A 12,894-nucleotide genomic window follows, 5' to 3' on the forward strand; every position below is an offset into this window, starting at 1 on the left:
AACCTCTGGCGAGAACCGTGAATGTTGCTCTATTTTAAACCATAATTAAACATTTATCATGGCAGATTTATTGAAATTCGTTCAAGACGAGTTTGTTACAAGAAAAGATTTTCCTGAATTCGGAGCTGGAGATACTATCACAGTTTACTACGAAATTAAAGAGGGTGAAAAAACAAGAACTCAGTTTTTTAAAGGAGTAGTGATTCAAAGAAGAGGTTCAGGAAACACTGAAACTTTTACTATTCGTAAAATGTCAGGAGCTATTGGAGTAGAGCGTATCTTCCCAGTTAACTTACCTGCTTTACAAAAAGTTGAAATCAACAAAAAAGGTGCAGTTCGTAGAGCTAGAATTTTCTACTTTAGAGAACTTACTGGTAAGAAAGCAAAAATCAAAGACAAAAGAAGATAATCTTTTTTCTTTCAAATATAAAAGTCCCGACCTGTCGGGACTTTTTTTTGGTAGTATATCGCCAAAATTTTTATCATTTTAAAGATTTACCCCCTTCAAAAATAACGATTTCGTAATATCACAAGATGCGCAAGAATTATGATATTTTTATAGCAAAATCAGGGAGTATTTACATCCGATTTCCATATATTTGTCCGCCTTATTTTTTTGCACTTTTCGCAAAGTAAGACACACATCCAAGTGATTTCGATTAAAAAAATAGAAAAATGACACAAAAATCAAAAATTTTTTACACCCTTACAGATGAAGCGCCATTGTTGGCTACTTACTCTTTTTTACCAATTGTTCAAGCATTTACTGCCACATCGGATATAGAAATTGAAACAAGAGATATTTCGCTGGCTGGAAGAATTTTAGCCAATTTTCCAGAATTTTTAAAAGAAGATCAAAAGACGAGTGATGCCTTATTAGAATTAGGAAAACTAGCCACTACTCCAGAGGCTAACATTATTAAATTACCAAACGTTTCTGCATCTGTTCCACAATTAAAAGCGGCTATTGCAGAACTTCAAGCACACGGTTACGCCGTACCTGATTTTCCAGAAGACCCACAAACTGAAGAAGAGAAAAATAACAAAGCAAAATACGCAAAAGTATTAGGTTCTGCTGTGAATCCTGTTTTGCGTGAAGGGAACTCTGATCGTAGAGCACCAAAAGCTGTTAAGAATTACGCCAAAGCCAATCCACATTCTATGGGAGCTTGGTCTTCTGAGTCTAAAACACACGTGGCTTCAATGGAACAAGGTGACTTTTACGGAAGCGAACAATCTGTTACCGTTAGCGAAGGTACTGATGTGAAAATTGAATTCGTAGGAGCAGACGGAACCACAACAGTTCTTAAAGCAAGTACACCGTTGAAAGCAGGCGAAATCATCGACAGTTCTGTAATGAATATCGCAGCCTTAAAAAGTTTTGTAGCCAAAACGATTGAAGAAGCAAAAGCACAAAATATCTTATTATCTGTTCACCTAAAAGCTACTATGATGAAGGTGTCTGACCCTATCATTTTTGGAGCTATCGTTGAAGTATATTTTGCCGCTGTTTTTGAAAAATATGCAACGTTATTCAATGAATTAAATATTGATACTCGTAACGGCTTAGGAGATGTTTATGCTAAAATAGCCGGACACCCTCAACAAGCAGAAGTAGAAGCAGCTATTGATGCTGCAATTGCTAATGGACCTGCTTTAGCAATGGTGAATTCTGATAAAGGAATCACTAACCTTCACGTACCATCAGATGTAATTGTAGACGCTTCTATGCCTGCAATGATTCGTACTTCTGGTCAAATGTGGAATAAAGAAGGAAAAGCACAAGATACTGTAGCCATCATTCCAGACCGTTGTTATGCTGGTGTATATACTGCAACCATAGATTTTTGTAAAAAACACGGCGCTTTTGTTCCAACTACAATGGGAAGTGTACCTAACGTAGGTCTTATGGCGCAAAAAGCTGAAGAATATGGTTCACACGATAAAACTTTCCAAATTCAAGGTGAAGGCGTTGTTCGTGTTGTAAACACAGAAGGTAACGTATTAATGGAACAAAAAGTGGCTAAAAATGATATTTTCAGAATGTGTCAAGCCAAAGACGCTCCAATTCAAGACTGGGTAAAACTAGCGGTAAACAGAGCACGTCTATCAGCTACTCCAGCGGTTTTCTGGTTGGACAACAACAGAGCGCACGATAGAGAATTGATTGTAAAAGTTGAAAAATATCTAAAAGACCACGATACAACAGGATTAGACATTCGCATTTTAAGCCCTATCGAAGCGACTAATTTCACTCTAGAGCGCATCATTAAAGGATTAGACACTATCTCTGTGACTGGAAATGTATTGCGTGATTACTTAACCGATTTATTCCCAATCTTAGAAGTAGGGACTTCAGCTAAAATGCTTTCTATCGTTCCCTTAATGAATGGTGGTGGTTTATTTGAAACTGGCGCTGGAGGTTCTGCTCCAAAACACGTTGAGCAATTTATCGAAGAAGGCTACTTACGTTGGGATTCCTTAGGTGAATTTTTGGCTTTGGGCGCTTCATTAGAACATTTAGGACAAACATTAAACAATTCAAAAGCGATTGTTTTAGCAGAAGCCTTGGATGTAGCTACTGAAAAATTCTTAGCAAATGACAAATCTCCTTCAAGAAAAGTTGGTGGAATTGACAATAGAGGTTCCCATTTCTACCTAGCGATGTACTGGGCAGAAGCTTTAGCCGCTCAAGATAAAGATGCTGATTTAAAAGCAATTTTCTCGCCTATTGCGACTGAATTCATCGCTAACGAAGCACAAATCAACAGTGAACTAATTGGTGCTCAAGGAAAACCGCAAACTATCGGCGGCTACTACCAACCGAATCCAGAGTTGACGAGTAAAGCGATGCGACCAAGCACCACTTTCAATACGATTTTGGCAAAAATTGCATAGTCATACAATAAGTAAATAATAAAAAGACAACTGGAAACGGTTGTCTTTTTTTGTTAACCATACATTAACACTTGTACACTAGTATTTAACTCAAAAAATCGTCTACTTTGTAGTATTAAAATCAATCTATGAAAAATCTCCCTTTTACAGTTTATACATTCTTTTTAATATTTGTTGCTCCATTTTTGTATGCTCAAGAAAACACCAATGCTAATCTTACTAAAGAAAAATTTACGCTAAGCGGAACCATTACTGACCAAAACAGTAATGAAACTTTAATTGGTGTCAATATTGTTTTTCCTGAATTAAAAACAGGCGTAACTACCAACGAATATGGTTTTTATTCCATTACGCTTCCCAAAGGAAAACACCAAGTTCAAATTTCTTATTTGGGCTACAAAACGGTAAATGAAACCATCGAATTGACGCAAAATACCAAATACAACTGGCCTTTGTCCAATGAAGACAACGTGCTCAAAGAAGTCATCATCACAGACGACAGAACCAAAACCGACATTAGAAAGCCCGAAATGAGCGTAAATAAACTTTCCATTTCAGCTATTAAAAAAATGCCTGTCGTTCTTGGAGAAGTAGATGTGCTTAAATCTATTTTATTACTCCCTGGAGTGACCAATGCTGGAGAAGGTGCTTCTGGATTTAATGTACGTGGTGGTGGAGCAGATCAAAACTTGATTCTGTTGGACGAAGCTACTATTTTTAACTCATCACACGTTTTTGGTTTTTTCTCTGTTTTTAATCCCGATGCGATCAAAGATATTCGACTCTACAAAGGCGGAATTCCTTCTCGCTTTGGAGGAAGAGCTTCCTCGGTTTTAGATATTTATCAAAAAGATGGAAGCAGCAAAAAATTCCATATGAATGGAGGTATTGGCCTAATCTCAAGTAGGCTTTTAGTAGAAGGCCCATTGGTTAAAGACAAAGGTTCCTTCTTGATTGGTGGTCGTGGGTCCTATGCCCATTTGTTTTTGAAATTATCTCCAGAACAAAAAGATAATGCCGCATATTTTTATGATCTAAATGCAAAATTCAGTTATAAATTAACCGAAAATGACAATTTATATCTTTCTGGATATTTTGGCCGAGACGTTTTTAGCCTAAACAAAAGTTTTACCAATACTTATGGTAATTCAACCCTAAACTTGCGTTGGAATCATTTGTATTCTGATAAATTGTTTTCTAATCTTTCCTTGATTTATAGCGATTACTATTATGGCTTAGATCTTGATTTTGTAGGATTCAAATGGGATTCGGGTATCAAAAACTACAATATCAAATACGATTTTAAAAATTACTTAACGGACTCGTTCAAATTAAACTACGGACTGAACGCAATTTATTACGACTTCAATCCGGGCACAATTGTCCCTTCAAATAGCACCTCTGGAATCAATTCCGATCAATTGGATAAGAAATATGCTTTTGAACCTGCAGTCTATATCAGTGCCGATCACGATTTAAGCAAAAAAGTGAGTATTTCTTATGGATTACGTTACAGTTTATTTTATCGCTTAGGACAATCTACCGTAAATATTTATGCGAATGACAATCCTGTTCTTTTCAATAATGACTTAAAATTGTATGAAAAAGCAACACCAATTGATACAAAATTTTATGGCAAAAACGATGTGATTCAAAGTTTTGACAATTTAGAACCTCGCTTTTCTGCGGCTTATCAATTCAATGACACCCAATCGGTAAAAGCGAGTTATAACCGTATGGTACAGTATTTACAGTTAATTTCAAATACCTCATCACCTACTCCACTCGATGTTTGGACGCCAAGTGATAATTTCATTAAACCTCAAATTGCAGACCAAGTGGCGCTAGGGTATTTCAAAAACTTCAGTGACGGAATGTACTCGTTAGAAGTAGAAACCTATTATAAAAAAATCAAAAATCGTATCGATTATATAGATGGTGCCGAATTAATTGCGAACAAAGCTTTGGAACAAGTCATTTTGAATGGCCAAATGAGAGCCTACGGATTAGAAATTTTGCTAAAGAAAAACGAAGGCAAACTCAACGGTTGGATTTCTTATACTTTATCAAGATCTGAACAACAAACCCCAGGCAGAACGCCACTAGAGACAGGAATTAATAATGGTCAATGGTATAAATCTGTTTACGACAAATTGCATAATTTAGCAGTGACTAGTTCGTATACATTGAACGACAAATGGAGCTTTGGAGCTAATTTTGCTTTACAAAGCGGTCAACCCGTAACCTACCCTGAAGGACAATATGAGTATTTAGGAATTACTGTTCCAAGCTATGGTTTGCGCAACGAAAATCGTTTACCAGCTTATCATCATTTAGATATTGCTGCTACGTTAACTCCAAGAAAAAACAACAATCGTAACTACAAAACCGAATGGGTTTTTAGTATTTACAATCTGTACAACAGAAGAAATGCTGCGTCAATCAACTTCAGACAAAACATTGACACAGGTAATAATGAAGCAGTAAGAACTTCAATATTTGGTATTGTTCCAGCTGTGAGTTATAATTTTAAATTTTAAGCATTATGCAAAAGATCACTTTCTTTTTCGTTTTTATACTAGCAACCTTATTCGTAGGATGTGAAGATGTAGTGGATGTAGACCTAAACACTGCTCCTCCAAAATTAGTAATTGAAGCCTCCATCAATTGGCAAAAAGGAACTTCAGGAAATCAACAACGCATCAAATTGACTACAACAACGGATTATTTCAGTACTAACATCCCAAAAGTTTCGGGAGCAATCGTAACCATTACCAATAGCACCAATACTGTTTTTAATTTTGTGGAAGTACCAAATACAGGCGAATATTTCTGCTCGAATTTTGTCCCTGTAATCAATGAAACGTACACATTGACTGTAGTTAGCAAAGGACAAACTTATACCGCTACAGAAACTTTACAACCTGTTGCTCCAATTACCAAACTAGAACAAAAAAATGATGGCGGTATTACAGGTGACGAAATTGAAGTGAAAACTTTTTATAATGATCCTGCTGGCATACCTAATTACTATTTATACAAATACACCTATTCCAATCAAGTAAAATCAAATCTTTATGTAGACAGAGATGAGTTTTTTGATGGCAATGAATTTTTTAGTATTTCGCAAAATGACGAACTGAAAAAAGGAGATAAAATCGAAATCACCCACTACGGCATCTCAAAAGCCTACTATAACTACATGAGTATTTTGGTTAGTATTGCTGGTAATAATGGCGGAGGTCCTTTTCAATCTCCTCCTGCTACGGTTCGTGGTAATATCATCAACACTACAGACAAAGCCAATTATCCGTTGGGCTATTTTTCCTTAAGTGAAATCGACTTTAGAAGTTATACTATTCAATAACATTCATTTCAAGTATCTTTTTATGCTTATTCAGACCTTACAAACACTTTTCAAAAGGGATTTGACCTCCTTAAAAAGAGAAATAAATGCCTATCAAAACGAAGCTATAGTCTGGTCTATTGAACAACAAATCAACAATTCGGCTGGTAATTTGTGCTTGCATCTTATTGGCAATCTCAATACTTATATTGGGGCTGAAATAGGAAAAACAAATTATGTTAGAAATAGAGACTTAGAATTTTCTGCGAAAAACATCTCCAAATCAGAATTGATTCAAAAAATCGATGAAACCATAGCAGTTGTTCATCAAGCACTTGACCAATTATCAGAAGATGATTTAGAAACAGAATATCCATTATTGGTTTTGGACAAAAAGACCCCTTATGGTTTCTTCTTGGTGCATCTTGCTTCACATCTAGCCTATCATTTGGGACAAATTAGTTACCATCGCAGACTACTTAATGCATAAAGAAATGAACTAGCTCAATAACTTTTGTACATTTGCTTCGAATAATCTTAAATTTAATTCCAAAAAATGTCCTCACATCACATCGTTCGCGACGACCAAGAACCTGCTTTAATTATCGCCAATGGAGCTTCTTGTCAGCCCGAATTATTGGGTCAATTATTAGAATGGTCACCTTTGGTTGTAGTACTAGATTCTGCCATAGAACGTGTGATTTCGTTAGACATAAAAGTAGATGTGCTTTTAGGCGACTTTGATCGTGATTTCGACCCAGAGGTATACAAAACCAAACAATATCCTCTGGAAATTGTGCACACTCCCGATCAAAACAAAACCGATTTAGAAAAGGCATTAGACTATTTAATCGAGCGAAAAATGCCTGCTGTCAATATTGTTTGGGCTACTGGAAAAAGAGCCGACCACACCATAACCAATCTCACAAATATCGTACGCTACCGCGATTTAATCAAAATTGTGATTTTGGACGACCATTCCAAAATATTTCTTTTACCCAACAAATTCGAAAAATGGTACACGGCAGGCACACCTATTTCGCTAATCCCAATTGGCGTGGTAAAAGGCATTCATTCGCAAAACTTAGTGTATCCTTTAGCAAATGACACTTTGACTATTGGATACAGAACCGGTAGTAGCAATGCTGTCGCTTCCGATGGACTGGTCACTATTGAACATTCTGAAGGAGATTTATTGTTGATGGAATGCATGGATTAATTTCCAAAAAAGGAATGCCTATCTTTGCACCGAAATTTAGAAAATGAAACGTACAAAGCAGCCCGAGAAAAAAAACCTACATCCAAGAAATCAGCACCGTTTAGGATACGACTTCGATTCCTTAATTCAGATATTGCCTGAACTCAAAAATTTTGTAGGCATCAACGAACATCAAATCCAAACGCTAGATTTTAGTAATCCTGATGCCGTAAAAGCATTGAACAAAGCATTATTACTAGCGTACTACGATATTCAATTTTGGGAGATTCCTTCTACTTTTCTTTGCCCTCCCATTCCAGGTAGAGTAGATTACATTCATTACTTAGCCGATTTGTTAGCCCAAAGCAATAATGGCATTATCCCAAAAGGAGAAAGTGTGCAAGGCTTAGACATTGGTGTAGGTGCGAATTGTATTTATCCTATTTTAGGAAATGCGGTTTACGGTTGGAGTTTTGTAGGCACAGATATCGATGAAAAAGCGATTCAAAATTGCAAAAAAATTATCGAGAAAAATCCACAACTAATCGACGCTATTAGCTTACAATTACAAACAGAGCCTCGTTTTATTTTCAAGAACATTATGGAATCTGAAGATAAATTCGCATTTACCATTTGCAATCCTCCCTTTCATAATTCAAAAGAAGAGGCTACAAAAGTAGCTTTACGAAAAGTCAATAATTTAAATAACGACAAAGCAACTTCACCAGTATTAAATTTTGGTGGACAAAACGCTGAGTTATGGTGTCCGGGCGGTGAATTGGGTTTTATCACTCAAATGATTTACGAAAGCGCTAAATATCCTATGCACTGTCTTTGGTATACTACTTTGGTCTCCAAACAAGCGCATCTAAATAGTTTGTACAAAACCTTAAACAAAGTAAATGCTGCCAACATCACCACTATAGATATGGCACAAGGCCAAAAAACGAGCCGCATCTTGGCATGGACTTTTTTAACCGAAAAGCAACAAAAAGAATGGAAGTTTGAATAAACTATTTGCATACAATTTAGATTTTTTCAACAAATAAACACTTAACTAAATTAGACGAATCCAAAAGCAGCAGTCTCATTTCGTTAAAAAACATAGTATCTTTGAATTCAATCGTACAGCACTTTAGAATCTTCAACTAATGAAACTACAAATTGTATCAGATTACCAACCCACGGGTGACCAACCTCAAGCGATAGAAAAATTAGCGCAAGGTATTCTTGCAGGTGAACCATTTCAAACGCTGCTTGGAGTTACGGGGTCTGGAAAAACATTTACGGTTGCCAACGTCATTCAAGAAGTTCAAAAACCTACGCTGATATTGGCGCACAACAAAACGTTGGCCGCGCAGTTGTACTCGGAATTCAAACAGTTTTTCCCAAACAATGCGGTGGAATATTTTGTGTCGTATTACGATTATTACCAACCCGAGGCGTTTATGCCTGTAACGGGAGTTTTTATAGAAAAAGATTTGTCTATCAATGAAGAGTTAGAAAAAATGCGTTTGAGCACGACTTCTTCTTTATTGTCTGGACGAAGAGATATTATAGTGGTCGCTTCGGTTTCTTGCATTTATGGTATTGGAAACCCAGTAGAATTTCAAAAGAACGTAATTGCCATCGAAGTCAACCAAATGATTTCAAGAACTAAATTGCTACACAGCTTAGTACAAAGTTTGTATTCTAGAACCGAAGCCGAATTTACCCCAGGAAATTTCAGAATTAAAGGTGATACAGTTGAAGTCTATCCAAGTTATGCGGATGACGCCTTCAGAATTCATTTTTTTGGTGATGAAATCGAAGAAATAGAAAGCTTTGATACCAAAACGGCTCAAGTTATTGAACGCTTTGAAAAATTGACGATTTATCCCGCCAATATGTTCGTGACTTCGCCTGATGTGCTACAAAATGCCATTTGGGAAATCCAGCAAGATTTAGTCAAGCAAGTGGATTATTTTAAAGAAATAGGCAAACATTTAGAAGCCAAACGACTTGAAGAACGCACCAACTTCGACTTAGAAATGATTCGAGAATTGGGCTATTGTTCTGGAATTGAAAATTATTCTCGTTACCTTGACGGAAGAGAAGCGGGCTCAAGACCTTTCTGTTTATTGGATTATTTCCCCAATGATTTTTTATTGGTAGTCGATGAAAGCCACGTGACTTTGTCGCAAGTACAAGCTATGTATGGTGGTGACCGTTCTAGAAAAGAAAACTTGGTAGAATATGGCTTCCGACTTCCCGCGGCAATGGACAACAGACCTTTGAAATTCGAAGAGTTTGAAGCTATGCAAAATCAAGTCATTTATGTTTCAGCAACACCTGCGGATTATGAATTGCAAAAATGCGATGGTGTTTATGTAGAGCAAATCATTCGTCCAACAGGTTTACTAGACCCCATTATCGAAATTCGTCCAAGTTTGAATCAAATTGATGATTTAATCGAAGAAATACAAGTACGCTGTGAGTTAGATGAGCGTGTTTTGGTCACTACTTTAACCAAAAGAATGGCCGAAGAATTGGCTAAATACTTGACTAAAGTTTCCATTCGTTGTCGCTACATTCACTCAGATGTGGATACATTGGAGCGTATCGAAATTATGCAGGATTTGAGAAAAGGCTTATTTGACGTATTGATTGGAGTCAATTTATTGAGAGAAGGATTGGATTTGCCTGAAGTGTCTTTGGTTGCCATTTTGGATGCCGACAAAGAAGGGTTTCTTAGAAGCCATCGTTCACTCACCCAAACTATTGGTCGTGCAGCAAGAAACTTAAACGGAAAAGCAATTATGTATGCCGATAAAATCACAGCGAGTATGCAAAAAACAATTGATGAAACCAATTATCGCCGTACCAAACAAATCAACTACAACACCCAACACAATAAAGTTCCGCAAGCTTTAGATAAAAAAATAGACAGTGCTTTTACTAAAAATCCTTTGGTGGAATACGAATTAGGACACACTATTGCAAAAGCAGCTGAGCCTGAAACCGCTTATTTATCAAAACCAGAATTGGAAAAATTAATTCGTGAAAAACGAAAAGCGATGGAAAAAGCCGCAAAAGATTTAGATTTTATGCAAGCTGCCAAGTTCCGAGATGAAATTAAAGCACTACAGGGAAAACTCTCTTAATTGTGTTGTTCTTGAAACATTCCTAACAATGCTTTGGCATCAATCATAGCATTAGGAGATTCCTGCATCATTTGCAAAACTCGTTTGGTAGCTCCAGGATTTAATCCCATATCGATGGCTATTTGACGAATCGCAACGGACTCTTTTTCGTGCAAAACACCATCACAATGCATAATCAGCGCCAAACGATAGAACTGCTGAATACGCTGAAATTCTGATTTAATAGGCAAATGAGGTAACTCTTGATGAAACAAATCAGAATATTCTGCTCTGGTAAAACCCAATTCTTTGGCTACAATCCAAATAAAATCCAACTCGCGTTGATGTAATTTTCCGTCTACAATAGAAAAACTTATCATTTCTAAAAGTAAACTTCTTTTTTCTTCAAAACTATTCATCAATTTCTTATTTTTAGCTAAATTATTGTTTTTAAATGTATCCACAAAATTCAATTATGTCTAAAAAAACAATCCTATTTTTTTGCTTCTTTTTTCTTCTGGCGAAAGGATGGACACAAGAAACCACTGCTTCTGCTCAAGTCAGTACTTTTAGTATTGCATCACCTGAGTTACAAACGACAAAAAAAATCTGGCTCTACTTACCCAAAAACTATAGTGCTTCCAAGAAGAAATATTCCGTGATTTATATGACCGATGCTCAAAATTTATTTGATGCCAAAACAGCCTACAGTGGCGAATGGAATATTGATGAAAAATTAGACAGTCTGAACGCACAAGTAATAGTTGTGGGAATTGAACACGGAAACGAAAAACGGCTGGAAGAACTCACACCCTATCCGCACGAAAAATACGGCGGCGGAAAAGCAAATCAATATTTAGATTTTATTGTCAACACCCTAAAACCAAGCATCGACAAAAAATACCGTACCAAAACCGACAAAACGCACACACTAATAATTGGCAGCTCCTTGGGTGGATTGACTGCTTTTTACGCTACGCTAAAGTATCCAGAAGTTTTTGGCAAAGCAGGCGTTTTCTCTCCTGCGTTTTGGATTAACAGAAAGGATATTATCGCATTAACAGAACAAACTCAAAAGATAAAAGCAAAATACTATTTCCTTTGTGGAGATAAAGAAGGTGACGATGACAGTATGGTCAAAGACTTGAATACAATGGAAAACATCATCAACACCAAGCGTTGTTCCTGTAAACATTTGAACACAAAGACCATCATAAAAGGTGGCCAACACAACGAAAAATTATGGCGAGATGGTTTTGTAAAAGCCTTACTTTGGTTGGGCTACTAATCCTTTTTTAGAACAATAAAAAATTTATGTTATGCAACTAATCCTTCGCGAATACAACCTCAAACTAAAACACACCTTCACCATTTCTAGAGAATCTATCGATTTTCAACCTTCGTTAATTGTAGAACTCCAAAGTGATGGCCTTTCGGGTTTTGGCGAAGCAACTTCCAATCCCTATTACCACACCACGGTACCGATGATGCGCGCGGATTTGGAAAAAATTAGACCTCTGATAGAAAACACAACAACAGAAACTCCCGAAGAATTTTGGGATAAAGTGCATCCTTATTTAAAAGACGATATGTTTGCACTTTGCGCTTTAGACTTGGCTTATAATGATTTATACGCTCGCAAAAAAGGCAAAAAACTATATGATTTGTGGAATTTTACTACCGATAAAAATCCATTAACAGATTATACCATCGGTATTGCTTCTATTGAAAAAATGGTTGCCAAAATGAAAGAACTCCCTTGGCCCATCTATAAAATTAAATTAGGTACCCAAGAAGACATCGAAATCGTAACTGAATTACGAAAACACACAGACGCCATCTTCAGAATCGATGCCAACTGCGGTTGGGGCGTTGAAGAAACCATTTCTAATTCCATAGCTTTAAAAAAACTCGGCGTCGAATTCTTGGAACAACCAATGAAAGCCGATAATTGGGAAGCACATAAAGAAGTGTACAAACACTCCGCTTTGCCCATCATTGCCGACGAAAGCTGTATTATCGAATCCGATGTTGCCAAATGCCACAATCATTTTCACGGCGTAAATGTCAAATTGGTAAAATGTGGTGGCCTTACTCCTGGCAAACGTATGCTAGAAGAAGCCAAAAAACTGGGGCTAAAAACTATGGTAGGTTGTATGACCGAATCTACAGTAGGCATCTCGGCCATTGCTCATCTATTACCACTACTAGATTATGTAGATATGGACGGAGCGCTACTATTAGATAAAGATATTGCCACAGGAGTAACCATTACTTACGGCAAAATTGATTACCCAGACGGAAACGGAACTGGGGTGACACTTTTATAA

General features: G+C 36.7%; 11 protein-coding genes. 10 read left to right on the forward strand and 1 reads right to left on the reverse strand.

The window, feature by feature from the left end; translation table 11 throughout:
- The first annotated feature begins 58 nt into the window (after positions 1 to 58).
- From rplS to uvrB, 8 genes are all read left to right on the forward strand, one after another.
- On the forward strand, positions 59 to 409 hold the full coding sequence (gene rplS, locus ACSVH9_RS09310; RefSeq protein ID WP_064714046.1) for a 50S ribosomal protein L19: 351 nt from the start codon (positions 59 to 61) through the stop codon (positions 407 to 409).
- Positions 410 to 675: 266 nt separating this feature from the next.
- On the forward strand, positions 676 to 2,898 hold the full coding sequence (locus ACSVH9_RS09315) for an NADP-dependent isocitrate dehydrogenase (RefSeq protein WP_438063481.1): 2,223 nt from the start codon (positions 676 to 678) through the stop codon (positions 2,896 to 2,898).
- Positions 2,899 to 3,026: 128 nt separating this feature from the next.
- Entirely contained in the window at positions 3,027 to 5,438 is a 2,412-nt protein-coding gene (locus tag ACSVH9_RS09320) for a TonB-dependent receptor (protein WP_438063482.1), read from the forward strand.
- A 5-nt stretch (positions 5,439 to 5,443) separates the two neighbouring features.
- Entirely contained in the window at positions 5,444 to 6,265 is an 822-nt protein-coding gene (locus tag ACSVH9_RS09325) for a DUF4249 domain-containing protein (protein ID WP_438063483.1), read from the forward strand.
- Between the two features lie 22 nt (positions 6,266 to 6,287).
- Positions 6,288 to 6,734: a DinB family protein gene (locus ACSVH9_RS09330; protein ID WP_438063484.1), complete on the forward strand. Its 447-nt coding sequence runs from the start codon at positions 6,288 to 6,290 to the stop codon at positions 6,732 to 6,734.
- A gap of 66 nt (positions 6,735 to 6,800) precedes the next feature.
- Positions 6,801 to 7,463 (forward strand): thiamine diphosphokinase, encoded by a 663-nt coding sequence (locus ACSVH9_RS09335; RefSeq protein WP_159685712.1) that lies wholly within the window; start codon positions 6,801 to 6,803, stop codon positions 7,461 to 7,463.
- 43 nt (positions 7,464 to 7,506) lie between these two features.
- The gene (gene rlmF, locus ACSVH9_RS09340) at positions 7,507 to 8,454 is read left to right on the forward strand and encodes a 23S rRNA (adenine(1618)-N(6))-methyltransferase RlmF (protein ID WP_438063485.1); all 948 of its coding nucleotides are present in this window, start codon (positions 7,507 to 7,509) and stop codon (positions 8,452 to 8,454) included.
- A gap of 139 nt (positions 8,455 to 8,593) precedes the next feature.
- Positions 8,594 to 10,585 (forward strand): excinuclease ABC subunit UvrB, encoded by a 1,992-nt coding sequence (gene uvrB, locus ACSVH9_RS09345; RefSeq protein WP_438063486.1) that lies wholly within the window; start codon positions 8,594 to 8,596, stop codon positions 10,583 to 10,585.
- Here the strand turns inward: uvrB and ACSVH9_RS09350 are convergent.
- Positions 10,582 to 11,028, reverse strand: coding sequence for an excinuclease ABC subunit B (locus tag ACSVH9_RS09350; RefSeq protein ID WP_315147278.1), 447 nt, complete (start codon positions 11,026 to 11,028; stop codon positions 10,582 to 10,584). The genes uvrB and ACSVH9_RS09350 overlap by 4 nt on opposite strands.
- Positions 11,029 to 11,039: 11 nt before the next feature.
- Between ACSVH9_RS09350 and ACSVH9_RS09355 the strand changes: the two genes are divergently transcribed.
- Positions 11,040 to 11,852 (forward strand): alpha/beta hydrolase, encoded by an 813-nt coding sequence (locus tag ACSVH9_RS09355; RefSeq protein ID WP_438063487.1) that lies wholly within the window; start codon positions 11,040 to 11,042, stop codon positions 11,850 to 11,852.
- 31 nt (positions 11,853 to 11,883) lie between these two features.
- On the forward strand, positions 11,884 to 12,894 hold the full coding sequence (locus ACSVH9_RS09360) for a dipeptide epimerase (protein ID WP_438063488.1): 1,011 nt from the start codon (positions 11,884 to 11,886) through the stop codon (positions 12,892 to 12,894).

It is taken from the genome of Flavobacterium sp. RSSB_23, from assembly GCF_051547145.1.
GTDB lineage: Bacteria > Bacteroidota > Bacteroidia > Flavobacteriales > Flavobacteriaceae > Flavobacterium.